The sequence below is a fragment of the Mammaliicoccus sp. FSL K6-3158 genome (genome assembly GCF_038005105.1).
Taxonomy (GTDB): Bacteria; Bacillota; Bacilli; order Staphylococcales; family Staphylococcaceae; genus Mammaliicoccus; species Mammaliicoccus sciuri.
Genome location: NZ_JBBOSL010000001.1, coordinates 1,429,756 through 1,450,737 on the forward strand (window position 1 = coordinate 1,429,756; position 20,982 = coordinate 1,450,737).

The 20,982-nt window shown below is 32.6% G+C and carries 22 protein-coding genes; 20 read left to right on the forward strand and 2 right to left on the reverse strand.

All coding sequences use genetic code 11. The features are described 5' to 3' along the window. Positions 1–5: 5 nt before the first annotated feature. The 18 genes from aroB (at position 6) to MHH94_RS07300 (ending at position 16,747) form a co-directional block, all read left to right on the forward strand. Positions 6–1,079 carry a 3-dehydroquinate synthase gene (aroB, locus tag MHH94_RS07215; RefSeq protein WP_058592367.1) on the forward strand — a complete coding sequence of 358 codons (1,074 nt, stop codon included), beginning with the start codon at positions 6–8 and terminating at the stop codon, positions 1,077–1,079. A gap of 15 nt (positions 1,080–1,094) precedes the next feature. Continuing rightward, positions 1,095–2,333, forward strand: coding sequence for a tetratricopeptide repeat protein (locus MHH94_RS07220; protein ID WP_025905474.1), 1,239 nt, complete (start codon positions 1,095–1,097; stop codon positions 2,331–2,333). A gap of 12 nt (positions 2,334–2,345) precedes the next feature. Further along, positions 2,346–2,882: a YpiB family protein gene (locus tag MHH94_RS07225; protein ID WP_037588155.1), complete on the forward strand. Its 537-nt coding sequence runs from the start codon at positions 2,346–2,348 to the stop codon at positions 2,880–2,882. Beyond that, complete coding sequence (locus MHH94_RS07230; protein WP_058592350.1) at positions 2,882–3,313, forward strand: DUF2487 family protein; 432 nt, start codon at positions 2,882–2,884, stop codon at positions 3,311–3,313. The genes MHH94_RS07225 and MHH94_RS07230 overlap by 1 nt, the downstream gene beginning before the upstream one ends. Before the next feature lie 397 nt (positions 3,314–3,710). Next, positions 3,711–4,214: a ubiquinol-cytochrome c reductase iron-sulfur subunit gene (locus MHH94_RS07235; RefSeq protein WP_037588153.1), complete on the forward strand. Its 504-nt coding sequence runs from the start codon at positions 3,711–3,713 to the stop codon at positions 4,212–4,214. 13 nt (positions 4,215–4,227) lie between these two features. Then, complete coding sequence (qcrB, locus tag MHH94_RS07240; RefSeq protein ID WP_016912349.1) at positions 4,228–4,902, forward strand: menaquinol-cytochrome c reductase cytochrome b subunit; 675 nt, start codon at positions 4,228–4,230, stop codon at positions 4,900–4,902. A gap of 37 nt (positions 4,903–4,939) precedes the next feature. Beyond that, the gene (locus tag MHH94_RS07245) at positions 4,940–5,728 is read left to right on the forward strand and encodes a menaquinol-cytochrome c reductase cytochrome b/c subunit (protein WP_048539783.1); all 789 of its coding nucleotides are present in this window, start codon (positions 4,940–4,942) and stop codon (positions 5,726–5,728) included. Between the two features lie 58 nt (positions 5,729–5,786). Continuing rightward, positions 5,787–6,380 (forward strand): DUF1405 domain-containing protein, encoded by a 594-nt coding sequence (locus MHH94_RS07250; protein WP_048539784.1) that lies wholly within the window; start codon positions 5,787–5,789, stop codon positions 6,378–6,380. Between the two features lie 53 nt (positions 6,381–6,433). Further along, a complete protein-coding gene (locus MHH94_RS07255; RefSeq protein WP_037588148.1) occupies positions 6,434–7,120 on the forward strand; it encodes a zinc metallopeptidase in 687 nt (228 codons plus the stop codon). 181 nt (positions 7,121–7,301) lie between these two features. Further along, entirely contained in the window at positions 7,302–7,616 is a 315-nt protein-coding gene (locus MHH94_RS07260) for a nucleotide pyrophosphohydrolase (RefSeq protein WP_107603374.1), read from the forward strand. A 19-nt stretch (positions 7,617–7,635) separates the two neighbouring features. Next, complete coding sequence (gene bshA, locus MHH94_RS07265; RefSeq protein WP_107603373.1) at positions 7,636–8,757, forward strand: N-acetyl-alpha-D-glucosaminyl L-malate synthase BshA; 1,122 nt, start codon at positions 7,636–7,638, stop codon at positions 8,755–8,757. Position 8,758: 1 nt separating this feature from the next. After that, on the forward strand, positions 8,759–9,970 hold the full coding sequence (locus tag MHH94_RS07270; RefSeq protein WP_107603372.1) for a CCA tRNA nucleotidyltransferase: 1,212 nt from the start codon (positions 8,759–8,761) through the stop codon (positions 9,968–9,970). Then, entirely contained in the window at positions 9,957–10,925 is a 969-nt protein-coding gene (locus MHH94_RS07275; protein ID WP_107603371.1) for a biotin--[acetyl-CoA-carboxylase] ligase, read from the forward strand. The genes MHH94_RS07270 and MHH94_RS07275 overlap by 14 nt, the downstream gene beginning before the upstream one ends. 10 nt (positions 10,926–10,935) lie before the next feature. Further along, positions 10,936–13,629 (forward strand): helicase C-terminal domain-containing protein, encoded by a 2,694-nt coding sequence (locus MHH94_RS07280; RefSeq protein WP_107603370.1) that lies wholly within the window; start codon positions 10,936–10,938, stop codon positions 13,627–13,629. Between the two features lie 62 nt (positions 13,630–13,691). Continuing rightward, a complete protein-coding gene (gene asnS / locus MHH94_RS07285; RefSeq protein WP_048539790.1) occupies positions 13,692–14,984 on the forward strand; it encodes an asparagine--tRNA ligase in 1,293 nt (430 codons plus the stop codon). A gap of 68 nt (positions 14,985–15,052) precedes the next feature. Further along, positions 15,053–15,745 (forward strand): DnaD domain-containing protein, encoded by a 693-nt coding sequence (locus tag MHH94_RS07290; protein WP_048539791.1) that lies wholly within the window; start codon positions 15,053–15,055, stop codon positions 15,743–15,745. Then, positions 15,735–16,403 carry an endonuclease III gene (gene nth / locus MHH94_RS07295; RefSeq protein ID WP_048539792.1) on the forward strand — a complete coding sequence of 223 codons (669 nt, stop codon included), beginning with the start codon at positions 15,735–15,737 and terminating at the stop codon, positions 16,401–16,403. Before MHH94_RS07290 ends, nth begins: the two co-directional genes overlap by 11 nt. Beyond that, entirely contained in the window at positions 16,400–16,747 is a 348-nt protein-coding gene (locus tag MHH94_RS07300; RefSeq protein ID WP_107603369.1) for a YpoC family protein, read from the forward strand. The genes nth and MHH94_RS07300 overlap by 4 nt, the downstream gene beginning before the upstream one ends. 230 nt (positions 16,748–16,977) lie before the next feature. Here the strand turns inward: MHH94_RS07300 and MHH94_RS07305 are convergent, their stop codons facing one another. Both MHH94_RS07305 and recU read right to left on the reverse strand, forming a co-directional pair. Further along, positions 16,978–19,299: a transglycosylase domain-containing protein gene (locus MHH94_RS07305; RefSeq protein WP_058592356.1), complete on the reverse strand. Its 2,322-nt coding sequence runs from the start codon at positions 19,297–19,299 to the stop codon at positions 16,978–16,980. After that, positions 19,296–19,922: a Holliday junction resolvase RecU gene (recU, locus tag MHH94_RS07310; protein WP_058592357.1), complete on the reverse strand. Its 627-nt coding sequence runs from the start codon at positions 19,920–19,922 to the stop codon at positions 19,296–19,298. The genes MHH94_RS07305 and recU overlap by 4 nt, the downstream gene beginning before the upstream one ends. A gap of 168 nt (positions 19,923–20,090) precedes the next feature. On the opposite strand from recU, the gene MHH94_RS07315 reads away from it, so the two are divergent. Both MHH94_RS07315 and MHH94_RS07320 read left to right on the forward strand, forming a co-directional pair. Continuing rightward, positions 20,091–20,420, forward strand: coding sequence for a DUF1798 family protein (locus tag MHH94_RS07315; RefSeq protein WP_048539796.1), 330 nt, complete (start codon positions 20,091–20,093; stop codon positions 20,418–20,420). Then, on the forward strand, positions 20,414–20,977 hold the full coding sequence (locus MHH94_RS07320) for an SLOG family protein (protein WP_107609118.1): 564 nt from the start codon (positions 20,414–20,416) through the stop codon (positions 20,975–20,977). Before MHH94_RS07315 ends, MHH94_RS07320 begins: the two co-directional genes overlap by 7 nt. Positions 20,978–20,982 lie beyond the last annotated feature (5 nt).

Below are 20,982 nucleotides of genomic sequence, written 5' to 3' on the forward strand. Positions count from 1 at the left end.
ATGAAATGATTTTTGAAACAACATATACTAACAACAACTATCCGATAATATTAAAGCAGAACGCACTAGCTGAACTTAATCAATATCTTAAAGCAGATGAACAAAATATTGTATTAATTGACCAAGATGTTTATAGATTTCATAAAGAATATATTAAGTCGCATCTTCAAGACCAAGATATTAAATTTTTAACAGTTATGAGTGGTGAAGCTTGTAAGCAAATGTCATATTTTGAATCGCTAAGCGAAAAGCTATTATCAATGAATATCACAAGACAATCTCAACTCATCGCTATCGGTGGTGGCGCAACTGGAGACTTTGTTGGTTTTCTAGCTGCAACTTTGTTACGTGGCATTGATTTTATACAAGTTCCTACAACACTTTTAGCACACGATTCAGCAATCGGTGGAAAAGTGGGCATTAATGCATCGGTCGGTAAAAATTTAATCGGTGCATTTCATAGACCACGCGCTGTTATATATGATATAAATTTCCTAGAAACATTGCCACATATTGAAATACGTAGTGGTTATGGTGAAATATTTAAACATGCCATTTTAAATAGTGAAGCTGACACGCTTCATTTAATGGATGTTTATCCTTCTATAAAAGAATTAGCGCAATTGAAAAATATAGAAGATTATTTAAAAATGGGCATCGAAACTAAATTAAAAATTGTAATTGAAGATGAATTTGAAGGTGGCGTACGTAAACATTTAAATTTAGGACACACTTTTGGACACGGTCTAGAATACTTAACAAAAATTGCTCACGGTGAAGCTGTAATGATCGGTATTCTTTTCCAGAAAGTGATAAATAAAAATAGAAATATGTACGATAACACATCAAGTGTTCATCTGTTCATTAATTATTTAAAAGAATTAGGTTACCCATTAAACGTCTTAGATCATGCTGATATTGAACAAATTTTTGGATATATGAAAAAAGACAAAAAGAATATTGGACAAACGATTCAAATGGTTTTACAAAATGGTGAAGCTTCATTTACAATTGAATCCGTTTCTAAAGAAGAAGTATTAGATGCATTTAAAGAACTTAAATCTCTAATAAATGAATAGAAGGAGTCCTTTAACATGGAAGATGTATATAAAGTAATTGACGATATTCACATGAAGAATATCGAACATTTAGATGAGAAAGTAAACAGAGTTCTACAATCTGACGATCACGACGCATTATTTATGTTAGGCGAAACATTATACAAATACGGTATTGTCGATCAAGGCGTTAAAATATTCGAAGAACTTTATTTACTTTATCCAGATGAAAATGAATTGCTTGTTTATTATATAGAAGGGCTAATTGACCAAAACGACTTAGATAAAGCGCATGAAGTATTGTATAACAGCCCACATTCTACAGAGAAGTTAATGCTTGAGGCTGATTTATACCAACAACAAGGCTTATTCGAAGTAGGAATTGAGAAATTGATTGAAGCAAAAGAAATGGAACCAGATGATATTGTCATTACATTCGCTTTAGCTGAAATGTACTATTATGATGGTCAATATTTAAAAGCAATTTCTAACTATGAAACAATCACACAAACTGGTGAAGATATAATTAACGGTATTTCGATTTATGCACGTATGGCAGACGCAAGTTTACAAAGTGGTGCATACGAAGAAGCAATCAAATATTATGAAAATGTATCTGAAATGGATATGACAGCTGAAGATTATTTCAAACAAGCAATTAGTTATCAAAAAAATGACTTAACAAGAGAAGCGATAAAGCAACTTGAAAAGTTATTACAAAAAGACCCAGACTTTATGCAAGCTTACCATTACTTATTGCAAATTTATGAATCAGAAAAAGATTATGAAAAAGCAATAGAAATTGGTAAAGAAGGGCTTCGTTTAAACGCATATTATAAAGAACTTATGACAGATACTGCTAGACTGATGTTAACAACAAATGATGAGCATGGTGCAATTCTGTTACAAGATGCATTAACAGTTGATCCTTCTTATACTGAAGCTGCCATTATACTTGCTGATTATTATCGAGAAAAAGATAATATAACAGGTCTTATTAATTTATTAACGTATGTTGATCATGAAGATATAGACCCTGTAGTAGCTTGGCATGTTGCATATGCATTCGGTGAAGAAGAAAGAGATAAAGAAGCTCAACACTTCTACGAATTAGCATATCCAGATTTAACACAAAATATTGATTTCTTAAACGACTATTACCATTACTTAATTGAAATCGGTCATGTCGATAACGCTAAAAATATATTAGAATCTGTTCGCAAACTTGATCCTGAAAATCCATATTGGGACCAAGAATACGAAAGATTATTATAAGTAGGGTTAATTATGAATCATACATGGTTAAATTATGAAAAACAGCGATTTATTGAATATATTCTATATCAATACGATTTTAAAATTGCTGAAAGTGTATGGATATTAAATTTATTAAAAAGTAGCCCTAAATATTTATCTAACATTTCATTCGTCAATGAATTTTCAGATGAACGCATACTGTCCATTAGTACCGAGCAATCTAAACAACTGCCTTTACTTTATTGCAAAGATCGTTTCTGTATAGAAGATGGTCGTCAAATCTTCCACGATATCAGACTGGATAATACGCATTTAAATGTACTTTTATATTTGAACAGAAATGATGATCGACTGAATAAGTTGTTGTTGTTACAAATGCTTGTTGATTATTATGGAGATGATAAAGATATTCGTGCTTTAAATAATAACAATACACACGGACTAGGACATTGGCGTAAACTCATCAGTAATGAAATAGATAAATCTTTAGATAATAACGATCAAGACATGTTTATAGAAATGTCTAAAATATTACAATTCATTAATGAGTTGGAGGAACATCGATAATGTTATTTAATCATGTTGACTTAAAAGAATTAAAAAACAACTTAGAATATATCGATACAGCCATCATACCTGTATCAAATATTGATATGAATCATCAATTATTAACATCATGCGACCAAAATGAAACAGTTCAACTTGTTGGCATATTAGCAGAAAAACAATTTAAAGGTAGATTACTACTTACACCAACATTTTTCACAAGTGGTAACCAGTACGATCACGTCGTATCTTTTATTCAAAGTTTAAAAGATTATGGCTTGAACAATATAATTATTTTAAGTAGTGATCAAGTAGAACTGAACGACGATCACGAATTGTATAAAGTAAACACGATTCCAATGGGTGACTTAGACGATGATATGAAACGCACACTCATTGAAGATGAAGTTAAACAATTTATGAAGTTTATCATTAGAACCTGGAATAAATAATAGGTAGCTGCACGATATTTCAAAGTCTTCGTGCGTTACACCCTGATTTTGTACCTTATCGCACGATATCTCGTAGTCTTCGTGCGATAATAACCAACTTCTAGATAACTCCACATCATAATAACCGTAACAAATCTTATTGAGTTAAGATTTGTTACGGTTATTTATTACAAAAACACATTTGTCCTTTCTATGTGGAAAACAGGGTTATTTTCACAGTTTTTTTGCTATATTTTCTCCTTCATAATAAAGCCTTTTCATTTTTTTGAAAATTCCTAGATAAAAGGTTAATAAATAAACATTTAAATTGTGACAAAGCGTTGACCGTCTTGAAATAATAGGCTAAAATTAAGTTGTCCTAGTTATAAAAGAACGATTAATAGAGGGGGGAATCTAAATGAGCCAACGTGTCACACGACGCCAATTTTTAAACTATTCATTGATGGGTGTTGGGTCATTTATGGCTGCTGGTATGATTTTACCTATGGGTAGATTTGCGCTTGATCCTGTATTCAAAGCTGATGCACAAGGCGATTTGATTGCTACAGGCGTAAAGGAGTCAGAACTTGGTAAAGAGCCTATTAAAGTGGACTTTAAATTCGAGCAAGAAGATGCTTGGTACACAAGTGAAGTTACAGAATTTGCTTGGGTATACAAAGACGGAAATGAAATCGTAGCATTATCACCAGTCTGTAAACATTTAGGATGTACAGTACAGTGGAATGGCGATAAATCAAATCCTAATCAATTCTATTGTCCATGTCATAACGGTCGTTATGAAAAGAACGGTAAGAATATTCCAGGTACGCCGCCATTAGCACCACTTGATCAATACGAAGTAAAAGTTAAAGGTGGCATTATTCAAATCGGTAAAAAGCACGAGAACGAATTAGCTAAATAAGGAGGGATTAACAATGATAGATAAAATCTATGATTGGGTCGATGACAGACTTGATATTACACCAATTTGGCGAGATATTGCTGATCATGAGGTGCCAGAGCATGTTAACCCTGCTTATCACTTTTCAGCTTTCGTTTATTGTTTTGGTGGTCTAACGTTTTTCATTACAGTTATACAAGTTTTATCAGGCATGTTTTTAACGATGTACTATGTTCCAGATATCGTTAATGCATGGAAATCAGTTTACTATCTACAACACGATGTAGCTGCTGGTGTTATCGTACGTGGTATGCACCATTGGGGAGCAAGTTTAGTAGTAGTAATGATGTTTTTACATACACTTCGTGTATTCTTTACAGGATCTTATAAACAACCTAGAGAATTAAACTGGGTTGTCGGTGTATTAATATTCTTCGTAATGCTTGGATTAAGTTTTACTGGTTATTTATTACCATGGGATATGAAAGCACTATTCGCAACAAAAGTAGGTTTACAAATTGCAGAATCTGTTCCTATCATTGGGCCGTGGGTTAAGACATTACTAGCAGGGGATGCAGAGATAGTTGGTGCACAAACTCTAACTCGTTTCTTTGCGATACATGTATTCTTCCTACCAGCTGCACTATTCGCGTTACTAGCAGCACACTTTATAATGATCAGAAAACAAGGTATTTCAGGTCCACTATAAAATTAACGTGAATAAATGAAAAAGGAGGTCATGCGACATGCATCGCGGTAAAGGGATGAAGTTTGTTGGTGATTCAAGAATAAAGTCATACGACAAACCGAAATTAAATCGAGATTATTCAGAATTTCCAGGTCGTACAGAAAGTTTCTGGCCTGACTTTCTATTAAAAGAATGGATGACTGGTGCGGTATTCTTAATCGCTTATTTATGTTTAACAGTCGCTCATCCATCGCCACTTGAACGTGTGGCAGATCCATCTGATACTGGTTATACACCATTACCAGACTGGTATTTCTTATTCTTATATCAAATACTTAAATATTCATTCGCATCTGGTCCTTATAACACATTCGGAGCAATTATCTTACCAGGTATCGCATTCGGTGCTTTATTATTAGCACCTTGGTTAGATAGAGGCCCTGAACGTAAATGGACAAAGAGACCATTTGCTTCTGGATTTATGTTAATCGCAATTGCAATCTTATTCTATACAACATGGGAATCAAGTTATTACCATGATTGGAAACAACAAGCTAAACAAGGTGAAATCGTCTTCTCTAACTTAGACAAGTCAGACCCAGTTTATACTGACATCATTAAGTCAAACTGTACAAGTTGTCACGGTGGTGAGTTAACGGGTGGACAAGGTCCAAACCTAGTTGAATCGAAATTACCTAAAGATGGCGTTAAAGGATTCGTAGAAAATGGTGCAGGTAAAATGCCTAGCTTTAAAGACACCCTTTCTAAAGATGAAATTGACAAAGTTGCTAAATACGTTTCTAATTTACATGAAACAGATGCAAACGGTAAAGAATTGAAAAAATAATTAAATTTGAGCCTGGGGCATATGACGTGCCCTGGGCTCTTTTCAAAGGAGTAATAAAATGGAATTTTGGAGATATGTAATGGGCCAGAAATCTATTCTCATTACGCTATTTATTGCAAATCTTCTCGGCACCATTTACGGATACATATGGTATGGCAGTCAATTACTTGATAGCAAATGGTACTTTTGGCCATTTATACCCGATAGTCCAACAGCAACTTTATTCTTAGTGATTGCGATTGCTGCAATCTATTTCAATAAACATTTAGGGTTGTTTGAATGTTTAGCATTTATTACATTAATTAAATATGGTGTATGGGCGGTTATTATGAATATATTTGTAATGATTCATTACGATCAACTTGTTCCAATGGCCATTATGCTCATGACTTCACACGGTATCATGGCTATACAAGCATTGATGTTCTATCCTTTATTCAATATTAAAAAGTGGCATATTGTTGTAACAATGATTTGGGTATTTCACAATGATGTTATTGATTACGTGTATCATCAATATCCCGTTTATAGTATGTTAAGCCAATATGAATCACATATAGGATACTTTGCTTTTTGGCTAAGCGTTATTGCTTTTCTGTTATTACTATATTTCCAAAAAAACATCAAATTACGTTCAAAATATTTGACGTAAGAGCCGTCACTCCGTAATATAATAAATAACAGGGATAAAAAGGAGGAAGTTATTTGTTTTCATATATCATATATTTTATTATCATTATGATTGTCCCTATGTACTTCCAATTTAGAGTAAAATCAACTTACAATAAATACTCAAGAGTACGTTCAACAAGTGGGAAGACGGGTAAACAAGTTGCAGAAGAAATTTTAGCTGCAAATGGAATTCATGATGTAGAAGTGTTACAAGGTGAAGGATTCTTATCAGATCATTTTGATCCAACTAAGAAACGTGTCGTATTATCACCTGCAAACTATCAACAACCAAGTGTTGCGGGGACAGCAATTGCAGCACATGAAGTAGGACATGCTATTCAACATGCTCAAGGATATGGTTTCCTTAAATTTAGATCAGCGCTTTTACCGCTTGCTAATTTAGGAAGTTCGTTATCATACATTATCATTTTAGCTGGTATCGTATTAACAGCAATGAGTAGTACATTCGGTACAACATTATTATGGGTTGGTATTGTATTTATGTCATTCGCTGTATTATTCTCGATCATCACATTACCAGTTGAATTCGATGCAAGTAAACGGGCAATGCGACAAATTGAAAAATTAAATATCGTTAACCAACAAGAATATAGACATGCTAAAAAAGTATTATCTGCAGCTGCTATGACATACGTTGCAGCAACAGCTGTAGCCGTAGCTGAATTAGCAAGATTTATTCTGATGGCACGTAATAATTAATGAAATCATTTTAATACCAATAAAGTCTTTAGACTTTGTTGGTATTTTTTATTTTATAAATATTTATGAGGTTTGTATTTATAAGCTTATTACGTTGTCATTATGCGTGATTATCATATATAATTTTATTATGTGAGTTCTTTTATATAGAGATATAAAAGATAGGTGAGGAGGAAGTTTTATGGACATGAAAGAGATGCAATATGAAGTTGATCAATATATTTCTCAGTTTAAAACAGGTTATTTTTCGCCATTAGCAAATTTAGCAAGATTAACAGAAGAAGTTGGAGAACTAGCTAGAGAAATTAATCATAGTCATGGTGAAAAGAAAAAGAAACCAACAGAAGAAGACAATACAATAGAAGCTGAATTAGGTGATAATTTATTCGTCTTAATTTGTTTAGCAAATTCTTTAGATATAGATTTAAATAAAAGTTTCCAAGATACAATGAATAAATTCAATGTAAGAGATAAAGATAGATTTGAACGTAAATAAGTCATAATGGAGGATTAATATGAAAATCGGTATAACTTGTTATCCATCAATGGGGGGCTCAGGAATTGTTGCAACTGAGCTTGGTTTGGAAATGGCAAAAAGAGGTCATGAAATCCACTTTATTACTTCTAATATGCCTTTTAGAATGAGAGAGCCTGTTCCAAACGTAACATTTCATCAAGTTGACGTAAATCAATATTCTGTATTCCAATATCCACCATATGATATTACATTAAGTGCAAAAATTGCAGACGTCATTAACGATTACGACTTGGATATATTACATATGCACTATGCCGTTCCGCATGCGATTTGTGGTATTTTAGCGCGCCAAATATCCGGAAAAGATGTCAAAATCATGACGACTCTGCATGGAACAGATATTACAGTATTAGGTTATGATACATCATTACAAAGTGCCATTCGATTCGGTATTGAAAAGAGTAACGTTGTGACAAGTGTCAGTGATAGTCTTAAACAAGAAACATACGACATTATAGAACCTGATAAAGAAATCAAAACAATATACAATTTTGTGCAGGAAGAAAGTTTCCCACAAATTTATAATACAGATTTAAGAAGCCGTTATGGTATAGAAGAAGATGAAAAAGTCATCACATTTGTATCAAACTTTAGAAAAGTTAAACGCGTACCAGATGTCGTTGATACTTTCTACAAAGTTAACAAACAAATTAAATCTAAATTATTACTGATAGGTGATGGTCCTGAATTACAAGTGGCAAGAGAACAAATTAAACAACTTAATATTGAAGACCAAGTTCTATTTTTAGGTAAACAAGATGAAGTGAATATCTTCTATCAAATGTCTGATTTAACGTTGTTATTAAGTGAAAAAGAAAGCTTTGGACTTGTATTGCTTGAAGCTATGCTTACAGGTGTCGTGCCGATTGGTACTAATGCAGGTGGTATTAAAGAAGTCATTAAAAACGGTGAAACAGGTTATACGGTTGACGTCGGTGATACGGATAAAGCGAGTGAATATGCGGTTAAATTATTAACAGATTCAGAACTTTATCACAAAATGCAAAGTGCTATGATTCAAGATGTTCGTGAAAGATTCTCATCTAAAGTGATTGCAGATCAATACGAAGCTTGCTACAACGATATGTTAGGAGAATAATATGCGTGAATATCAAGTATTTGAAGATGCGAAATGGATAATTGAAACACTTGAATGTAATGGACATCAAGCATATTTTGTCGGTGGTTCTGTAAGAGACTATTTAATGGAGAAAGAAATTTCAGACGTTGATATCACAACGAGTGCTTTACCTGATGAAGTTGAACAATTATTTGATAAGACTTTACCAATTGGCAAAGAGCATGGCACGATGATTGTAATGGGTGAAAATCAACAGTTTGAAGTCACAACATTTAGAAAAGACGGGGATTATGTTGATCATAGACGGCCAGCATCTGTTCAATTTGTAACGGATTTATATGAAGACGTAGCAAGAAGAGATTTCACAATGAATGCTATCGCTATGGATAAGTCTTATCAACTTCACGATTATTTCAACGGGTTAAACGATATACAATCCAAAATCATAAAAGCAGTCGGAACACCTATTGATCGAATGGAAGAAGACGCATTACGTATTATGAGAGGTGTAAGATTCCAAGCACAGACTGGCTTTGCACTTGATCACGATACTAAAGACGCCATGCATCAAACAGCACATTCTTTAAATGCCATCGCAATTGAAAGAATTGTTGTTGAACTAAAAAAAATGATTCAAGGTAAATATATTCATGATACAAAAAAGACCGCTCATGAACTAGAAATATTTAAATGTATACCTTTTTTCAAAGAAATCAACCAAACTAATATCTTCATGCCAGAACATGCCCATTTCAATTTATGGGTTGCTGCATTATGTTATTTATACGAATTAGATTTAACAAGCTTGAACAGTTTGAAAATCAGTAATCAAGAAAAGCGCGATATCTCATCATACTATCAATTATTGATATCACTTTCTGAAAATAACATTTCAAAGCAAGATATGATTCATCTCGTATATACGTATCATCGTGATAAAATGAAAGAAATCATTCACTTTATTTCCGAGCATAATGCACAACTGAATATCTCTATACATCCTACAATTATGAATGACCGTGTAATTGATGAAATATATGATAAACTACCTATATATGATAAATCAGAATTACAAATTAACGGTCAAATATTGATGGCTACATTTAATAAAAAAGGTGGACCATGGATTAAAGATATTTTAAATAAAGTTGAACAAGCTGTCATTAACCATAAAGTATATAACACAGAAAATGATTTAATAGAATGGGTGCGAGAGAATGTCAAAATATAAACATGAAATTATTAAATATTTATATCAAAATAATGAATATTTGTCAGGACAACATATAGCTGAAACGTTAAATTGTTCACGTGTAACAGTTAAAAAAGTCATCGATCAATTGAGAAAAGAAGGCTTTGAAATTGAGTCTATTTCTAATAAAGGGTATAAAATCTCAGAAATCCCTTTAACTTGGCAAGAAGACATTGTGAATATTACACTTCAAGATCAAAGTATATTGAATCTTGCTATTGTTCAAACACAAGTGGATTCAACACAATTGTTAGCCAAGTCTCGTGTTACTGAGATTGATCAAGACTTTATTGTTTTGAGTGATGAACAAACAAATGGAAGAGGGCGTTTCCAAAGAGAATGGTCATCTCTTAAAAGTAAAGGGCTTTGGATGTCAGTTGTATTACGCCCAGATATACCAATTCAAAGAATGTCGACTTTTAATCTCTTTATAAGTCTTGCAATTCAAGAAGTTATGGAACAGCATTATGACATTCAAAGTAAAATTAAATGGCCAAATGATATTTATATAGGCGATAAAAAAGTTTGTGGCTTTTTAACAGAAATGATTGCAGATACCGATAGCGTCAATGCGATTATTTGTGGAATTGGTATTAATTTAAACCAAACACAAGAAGATTTCGATCATGCTGGTCAATCGCGCGCGATAAGCTTAAAAATAGAAAACGAACAATCAATAGAACCTTATCAATTTTTAAAATTATTAATTGAAGCCATTGAACTGAGGTACAATCAATTTTTAGAATTACCATTCAGTGAAATCAAAGAGTTATATAAAACTAAAAGTATGATTTGGGACAAAAAATTAACTTATACAGAAGGTAAAAAACAAGTATTTGGTCGAGCAATTGATATACAAGATAATGGGTTCTTAACCGTGATATCTGATGATGGTCAATTACACCAATTTATGAGTGCAGATATCGAAATATAGGAGAGATAATATGGCGCAAAGATACGCTGTTGTAGATTTAGAAACAACTGGAAACCAAATTCAATATGATGAAATTATACAAATTGGGATAACATTTATAGAAAATAACCAAATTATCGATACATATCATTCATATGTGAAAACGGATTTGGAAATTCCATCTTTCATCCAAGCCTTAACCAATATAAATGAATTAGACTTAGAAGAAGCTCCATACTTCGAAGAGATTAGTCAATCTTTATTTAACTTGTTGAAAGATTGTGTATTTGTCGCGCATAATGTTCTATTTGATTTAAACTTTCTCAAATCCCATTTCGAAAAGTATCAAATACAATTTGAACCTAAATTAACTATTGATACGATGGAATTGTTTAAAATCGCATTTCCAAACGAAGAAAGTTATCAGTTAAGTGAATTAAGTCAATCGTTACAAGTTGATTTAAACCAAGCGCATAGTGCTTATGAGGATGCTAAAGCAACTGCACTATTGTTAATTAAAGCCATTAAAAAAATAAATAGTCTTCCGATTGATACCATTAAACAACTTTATTATTTATCTAAATCGTTAAAGCATGATTTAAAAGACGTTCTATTTGAACTTGTAAGAACACATCAAAGTTCTGAAACGCATAATCGCAATATTAAAAAGTACCAGAACATCCATTATTTAAAGCAAATGCCTATACGTCATTCAAGCGATCGAACATCCATTACGCTTGATGAAGCTTATGATAGAATACTTAAAACATTTAACTTCGATTATCGTAAAGAACAATATCAACTCGTTCAGCAATTGTTTGATTCTTTAATGCATAATGAGAATGCTTTGATTGAAGCACCACTTGGAAGCGGGAAATCAATGAGCTTTGTGCTCGCTGCATTATTGTATTATTTAGAGACAGGTGAGCACATTCTCGTTTCAACACATACGAAGTTACTTCAAAATCAACTTTTAGAACAAGAATTTAATAAAGTCTTAAATGCATTAGATTTAGACTTAAAAGCAATGATTATTAAAAGTAAAGATCATTATATTTCGCTAGGTTTAATCTTAAATATATTACAAGATGATACAGACAACTATGAAGCGACAATTTTAAAAATGCAGTTGCTTGTATGGATTCTTGAAACTGAAACAGGTGACATTGAAGAGCTCCATCTTAAAGGCGGTCAAAAAGTCTTCTTTGACCAAAAACGCACGACTTATGTACCGTTTAAGAATGATATACATTACTATCAATTTATTAAAGAGAGTGCGCAACATGTAGAGATTGGTATTACGAATCATGCACACTTGTTACAACATAGCACTGAAGATACGGTATATCAATTGTTCAAACATATCATTGTTGATGAAGCACATCGCATTCAAGATTACGCACTTAACCAAGTGACAGATGATTTAAGTTACCAACATATTAAATATCATCTCGGTTTATTAGGTAAAAATGAGCAAGAAAAATTATTTAAACGATTAGATAAATTAGAAAATAGAAGAGTCATAGAGCAATACCCAATTGAACCAATTGATATTTATCAATTGAAGCGTGATATTGATTTACTGCATGAACAAAACGAACAACTATTTGATGATTTAATGGCTCAAATTTCAGATAAGCATCAAGAATCTCATGAAGATGACAAACAAATACATTACTTCTATGATATTGATGTCGCGAATATATCTGAAATATTTAAACGACAAATTAGTACAATCAACCAAATATTATCTAGATTTAAATCATACTCACATGCACATGTAAAAGCATTCAAGAAAGAGTTAATTTATATCTATCATCAATATACTAAAATTTATAACATGATTAAGTCTGGTCAAGTGCCATTCGTATCCATTAAGAAAATTTCTCAGAAATCTACACTTTCACTCTTTGTTAAAAAAGCAGAAGTAAAAGATTTATTGAATGAAGTGTTTATTGAACAATTCAATAGCAATATTTTCATTTCAGGAACATTAACCGTTAATCATTCATTTACATCATTTAAATCCATGTTTCCTGAAGACATTCAATTTAACACGTATTATTTAAATGATATTTATGACTTAAAAAATCAAGCAACATGTTTTGTACCGCAAAATATGCCAACTTATCAATATCATCAACAAGATGACTATATTGAAACGATTATTAGTTATTTATCTACATTTGTTAGTGAAACCAATCAAAAATGTTTAGTACTGTTTACGAATTATTCTATGTTGTATCAAGCATACCGATATATGGAAGAACTTGAAATATTTGATGATTATGTCGTATTGATGCAGCAACAACATTCACACGTGTATAAACTCGTACAACAGTTTAACCAATTTGATAAAACCATTTTACTTGGCACTTTATCATTTTTTGAAGGGTTTGATTACCAATCTTCAGGTATTAAATGTGTCATGATGACGAAATTACCATTTATACATCAAGATGATCCACGATACCATTTAATGAAAGATGAATTTGACAATCCCTTTAAAGACTTTGTCTTACCAGACGCAGTAACTAAGTTCAGACAAGGCATTGGTCGATTAATTCGAAACAAGCATGACCAAGGTTTATTAATTTGTTTTGATAGAAGAATACTAGATAGTAATTACAGTAAATATTTCATAAATGCTTTAGGTGAAATACCTGTTATTGAAGGCGATTTAAATAAATTCCAAGATAAACTAAGAAAATATCCAAACAGATAGCAGTTGTATGCATAATTTGATAAAATAACTATAGGTAATTTATTTGAATAGGAGAAATAATAATGAATATTACGATTAAACAAGCTAAAGATTATGTCAATCAAGAAGTGACAATCGGTGCTTGGATTGCAAACAAGCGATCAAGTGGGAAAATAGCATTTTTACAATTAAGAGACGGAACAGGATTTATGCAAGGGGTTGTTGTGAAAGCTGAAGTATCAGAAGACATCTTCCAATTAGCTAAATCATTAACACAAGAAACATCTGTTTATGTTACGGGTACAATTACAGAAGATGACCGTTCTAAATTTGGATATGAAATGCAAGTAAGTGGTGTAGAAGTCATTTCAGAATCATATGATTATCCAATCACACCAAAAAATCATGGTACAGAATTCTTAATGGATCACAGACATTTATGGTTACGTTCTAAACGTCAACATGCCGTTATGAAAATTAGAAACGAAATTATTCGTGCGACATATGAGTTCTTTAACGAAAGTGGATTCACTAAAATTGATCCACCAATTTTAACAGGTAGCGCACCTGAAGGTACTAGTGAATTGTTCCATACGAAATATTTCGATGAAGATGCATTCTTATCTCAAAGTGGTCAGTTATACTTAGAAGCTGCAGCTATGGCGCATAATAGAGTATTTAGTTTCGGTCCGACTTTCAGAGCTGAAAAATCAAAAACAAGAAGACATTTAATTGAATTCTGGATGATTGAAGGCGAAATGGCATTTATGAAACATGACCAAAGCTTAGAAGTTCAAGAAAATTACGTACACCACATCGTTAAAGCTGTGTTGGCAAATTGTAAATTAGAATTAGAACTTCTTGAAAGAGATACTTCTAAGTTAGAACAAGTTTCAACACCATTCCCAAGAATCACTTACGATGATGCCATTACATTCTTACATCAAGAAGGATTCGATGATATTGAGTGGGGCGACGATTTCGGTTCTCCTCATGAAACAGCAATTGCAAACCATTATGATAAACCAGTATTTATCATTAATTATCCAACAAAAATTAAACCATTCTATATGGAACCAAACCCTGAAAATCCAGACACTGTATTATGCGCAGATTTAATCGCACCAGAAGGTTACGGAGAAATCATTGGTGGTTCTGAAAGAATTAGTGATTTAGATTTAATTAATCAAAGAATTAATGAACATGGTTTAGATCCTGAAGCATACAGTTACTACACTGACTTAAGAAAATACGGAAGTGTACCACATAGTGGATTTGGCTTAGGACTTGAAAGAACAGTAGCATGGTTAAGTGGCGTAGAACACGTTAGAGAAACTGCACCATTCCCACGTTTATTAAATCGATTATATCCATAATAATATGCGAGTCTGGGGCTGAATAGTGATCCCAGACTCTATATTTTTATAATGAAGTAGGTGAAAATATGTATACAAGTGCTATGTTAAAAGAAAAGCCAGTCGTTGTACAAAGAGCTTTGTTTGATCATTATGCCAATTTGGGATTAAATGAAAAACAATTCGTTATCCTAATTAAATTGCTAGATCAAGAGAATGATCGAAACTTACAGCCTCCATTAGAAGATATTCAACGTGGCACGACTTTATCTATACAAGAAGTGAGTCATATCATTAATCAACTTTCTCAATTAAAAATTATAGACATTAAAATTGAAAAAGATGACCAACATAAATATAATGAATTCATATCATTTGATCCTTTGTATGAACAACTTGCATTAATCAAAAACGAAGCGATGCAACAAGGTACAGTAGAAGATCAAAACTTACAATTCAAGAAATTATTCCAAGAATTCGAATCCACTTTCGGTCGACCATTAACACCATTAGAAGTTCAAACATTAAACCACTGGATTGATACTGATAAACATTCAAACGAACTCATTATGAGTGCACTTAACGAAGCGCATAGTTTAGACAAACTCAGCATCAAATATATCGACCGCATTTTATTAAACTGGAAGAAGAAGCACATCACTACTGTTGAATCTTCCAAAGAAGAAAGTGAAAAGTTTAATCAAACTAAAAAAGTAAAACAAAATGTTAATTTAATCCCGACTTTTGATTGGGTAAATGGGGAGAATCCTTATGATAAGTAAAAAGAAAGCATTAGAAATGATGGATGTTATTGATGAAATGTTTCCAGATGCCGAATGTGAACTCGTTCATGACAATCCATTCGAACTTACAATCGCAGTATTACTTTCTGCACAGTGTACAGACGTACTCGTCAACAAAGTGACGAAATCACTTTTTGCAAAGTATAAAACACCTGAAGACTATTTAAATGTAAGTTTAGAAGAACTACAAAATGACATTCGTTCAATCGGTTTATACCGCAATAAAGCTAAAAATATACAAAAACTTTGTCAATCGCTGTTAGATAATTTTAATGGTGTCGTACCAAGTACACATCAAGAATTAGAATCATTAGCTGGTGTAGGGCGTAAAACAGCGAATGTTGTGATGAGTGTAGCATTCGGAGAACCATCATTAGCAGTAGACACACACGTTGAGCGCGTATCTAAACGCCTTGCAATATGTAGAATTAAAGACAATGTGCGCCAAGTTGAAGATCGTTTATGTAGCATTATTCCAAGAGAAAGATGGACAAAAAGTCACCATCAGCTTATATTCTTTGGACGCTATCACTGTGTAGCACGTAAACCGAAATGCGAAGTATGTCCATTATTTGCAGATTGTAGAGAAGGGCAAAAACGATTAAAAGCTGGGTTAGTAAAGGTTGAGGGCGCATGATACAAAAAAATGACTTCACAGAACTTGAACAGCAAATAGAGCCACTTGTTAAAAATAAAAAGCTTAAAACAAGTGAAGCACATCAATTGTTAGATCAATATTATCATTTAATCATCGCTTATATAGAACAAATCAATCAAATAGAAACATTTGATATCGCACATATCGAAGAATATCCAGTTATACCAATGAATTTCGAAGAACGATACCACTATATAAACGATAGAGTATATCACTTTATGGGATATAGACAAATGGTAACATTGAAAGAAGAATTAATCAGAATGAATGCGAGATATCAGATCCAACTTAAAAGAGCCGCACAACGTGAAAGCGGAGAATAAAAATTATAGGCCTTATCGCACGATATCTTCGAGTCTTCGTGCGATAAAGCTTATTTTTATACCCTTGCGCACGATATCTTTGTGTCTTCGTGCGATACGGCTTATTTTTATACCCTTGCGCACGATATCTTTGTGTCTTCGTGCGATATACCCGACTATAATTTAACACACTTTTATATAAATCAAAAAAGCATCACATCCCACAAAGGATGTGATGCTTTTTCTATATCTTAGTCATCTTTCTCTTCTTTGGCAGCTTGTTTTGCTGCATCAGAGGCCGAAGTATTATCTCCCGAGTCTGAATCTGATTCTTCCGATGTTGGTGTTTCAGTCGTTTGCTCTTCAGTTGTTACGTTCTGATTAGTAGATGACTGTTGTTGTGTTGTTGATGAATTTGAATTCGTCTGTGGTTCGTTTGTTGTTACATTATTATTGTTATTTGAGAAGTTATAATTATTTTGCTGACTGCTACTATTACCATTACTATTGCTAGGTGCTGAGCTTGATGTTGTATCATTGTCTTCATTACCTGCAACGCTCAAGCTTTTACCGCTTCCTGTTACTGAATCTGGTTTTTCGAAGTCTGCACCGTCATAATTAGAGATTTCTGACATAACTTCATTGAATAATATTTGTGGTTTCGTTTGTTCATCATGTCCTAAGAATGAGTTTTCACCGTATTCTTTAACTTTATTGAAGCCCATCCATACTGACATTGTGTATTGTGGCGAATAACCTGTAATCCAAACGTCTTTCGCTGCATTTTCAGGTAATTGATATTCATTGTATACTTCATCACCATAAGTACCAGTACCTGTTTTAGCTGCTACGTTCACGCCGTTAATTCCATATCCATAAGCTGAACCGTATGCTTGGAATGTTCCTTTTAGCATTTCAGTTAACATGTATGCTGTGTAGTCTTCCATTGCTTTATGGCTTTCGCTTGAGAATTTGATAGTTTCATCATCTTGAGTGACAACTTTTCTAATTGATTTTGCTTCATTGTATGTTCCACCATTACCCATTGATGCAAATGCTGATGCTAATTGAGTAGGGGAGAATTCTGATTGTGAACCACCAAGTACTTCTGAAGGTCCTATTTCATCTTTATAATTTAAATTCACTTTAGAAGCAAAATCTTTAACTGCTTTTTCACCAGCATTTTGGTTTGTTTCTTGCCAAGATTTCAATGCTGGGATGTTGTATGATCTTGCTAATGCATCTGCCATTGTAACTGAACCGTGACCTTGACCATCATAGTTCTTGAATATACTACCGTTGATATTATATTCGCTTTCATCTTGGAACTTATGGTTTGTCGCATATTGCATATTCTCAATTGCTGGCCCATAAGCTAATATCGGTTTTAGAGATGAACCTGTTGGATGGACATCTGTTGCTTGGTTTCTATCCACTACGTCTTTGTAATTCTTACCACCACTGATACCGACTAATTTACCAGTCTTCGTATCTACTATAGATGAACCAGTAATTTGGTCTTTATTCTTGTAGAATGTACCGTTATCAACTGACTCTTGTAATGTTTTTTGAACATCTTTATCCATGTTTGTGTAGATTTTAAGACCGCTTGTCATAATATCATTTAATGATTGACCTTTGAACGCTTTGTTTTGAGTAATTTCTTGTTTAACATAGTTAATGTAAGAAGCGTACTCATTATCAGGCGTATCTGTCATCGCGTCATTTCTTTCTTCGACTGTACGTTTCACTAAGTTCTTATCGATAGGTGTATCTTGTGCTTCTTTCATTTCTTTCTTAGTGATTCTACCGTGTCTTTCCATTAAATAAAGAACAGTGTCTTTACGTTTTTCAGCCGCTTCAGGATTATCATAAATATTATATTGATTTGGTACTTGTGGTAATCCTGCTAAGTAAGCTGTTTCAGCTAAGTTTAAATCTTTCAATTTCTTATTGAAATAATATTTAGCTGCTGTTTGAGAACCGTAAATACCATCTGAGTAATAGATTTTGTTTAAGTACATTTCAAAGATTTCATCTTTAGAATATTCTTGCTCTAATCTATATGAAAGGTAAGCTTCTTGAGCTTTTCTTTCAATTGATTTCTTATCAGTTAAGAATGAACGTTTTACAACTTGTTGTGTTAATGTAGATGCACCTTGTGAACCAAAGCCACCTGTAAAGTTCTTCATGACTGCTCCAGATAAACGTTTATAATCTAATGCACCATGATCATAGAAGCGATTATCCTCAGTTGCTAATACAGCATCTTTCATTTTGTCTGGTACTTCATCAAACTTAACATGTTCTCTCTTTTGTCCCATATAAAGGGTCGTGACAAGTTTATTATTTTTGTCATAAATTTTAGTTGGTAATTGGTCTTTAAGCGCACTTTCATTGAAAGCAGGAGCTTTCCAAGCATAATATGCAAATACGAGAACACCTACGATTACCATTGCTAAGAATGCTAGCACGAGAATACCGAACACCTTAATAATCGTCCGTTTGATATTCCTTTTCTTTTTAGGTTGTTCTTTACCATTTTTACTATTAGAAGCTTTTGATTGACTCATTTGAGCGCCTCACTTTCTGTTTTTATCAATTGATCAACTATTGTTATGTAGTTAATTCTTGGTTTAAATTGGATTGGTATTAAGTAACCATCATTTTCAATCTCTTTAAGTGTGATGGACTTTTTCCCTCCAGATTTATATCTGTCCCAATATACCATAAACTTCCTAAAAGGCAATAAAAATACGCTATCATGATAGCTAAATTTTATCAACAAAAAACATATGCCTTTTTGGTTTAGTACTTGTTCCATATGTGATACTTGGTGATCGTGGATATTATTTAAAGGGAAACTTGTCTTATTTTTCGTTTCCTTAGCTTCAAAGTCAATATAGTATCCATTATAAACACCATTATAATCTGTTGTTGAAGGCTTTCTAAAATAAGCTTCTTTAATGACCGCTTTTTGTCTTTTAGGGTAGTCAACATCAACAATTTGAATAGGTGTTGGTTTCTTATGAATAACGGCTATATTTTCTAATCTGAAGTATTCATTGGATTTATCAATTTCCTCCTCTAATCTCATACCCCGTTTACCATATTGTATTCTACTATATTTTGGGTCGTTTTGAATTGAGACTTTAGAAGTATTTTTTGTAACTTTTTTTCCGTTTGGATAATTCAAATTCATCACCTAGCTTCATATCATAAAACTCTAAACATTATACCTTATTTCATTATAAGTTACAAAAGTTTTTAATGATACATAAATATTCTAGAACTTTTCTAGTTATGTTATCATTTTATCGTGAGGACATTTAAAATACAAACTTCATTAATAGTAGGTGTAGCGATGATACAAGATCTTTTAAATAAATTAAATGATATGCTAGATATTTTTCAACATGCAAAGGATGACTACGAATACAACTTTTATAAAGATGTCGTACCATTTGTTGAACAAGTCGATGTTTTGTTAGATAAACTTGCTGTTCATCAAGATACAGTATTGAAATTACAATATATGAATGAACAGAAATTTCAACTCTTAATTAGTAACTACAAAGAGTTATCTGTAGAATGCCATTATAAACGTACAAGTAAGAAACTCTTCTTTGAAAAGCATAAAGCTGTACAACATGATTTAAATTATATTTATACGCATATAGGTGATTTATCATGACGTCAGTATATTTTACGGGATACAAACCGTTTGAATTGAATATTTTTAAAAATGAACAGCCAGAAGTTAAAGTCATCAAAGCATATCTTAAAGAAATAATTGAGCAAGAAATAGAAGAAGGTATGGAGTGGGTCATTATTTCAGGACAATTAGGATTTGAACTATGGGCAGCTGAAGTGACCATTGAAATGAAAAATAAATACCCACAATTGAAACTTGCGATATTGACGCCATTTTTAAATCATTATAATAAATGGAATGAAACAAACCAACAAGCTTATCACAATATTGTCGCACAAGCAGACTATGTCAATGCGATTCATCAAAGTGACTATCAAGGTGGATTTCAATTTCAACAAGCTAATGAATTTATACTCGATAACACTGAAAAGACAATTTTATTTTATGATGATGAACAAGAAGCATCACCTAAATACTTCAAAAGTAAGTTAGTTGATTTTGCTGAAAAGACAAACTATACTTATAATGTTATTACATTCATGGATTTACAAGACTTTATGGAATTTAATTATAATAATGACAACGAATCATATTAAATGAG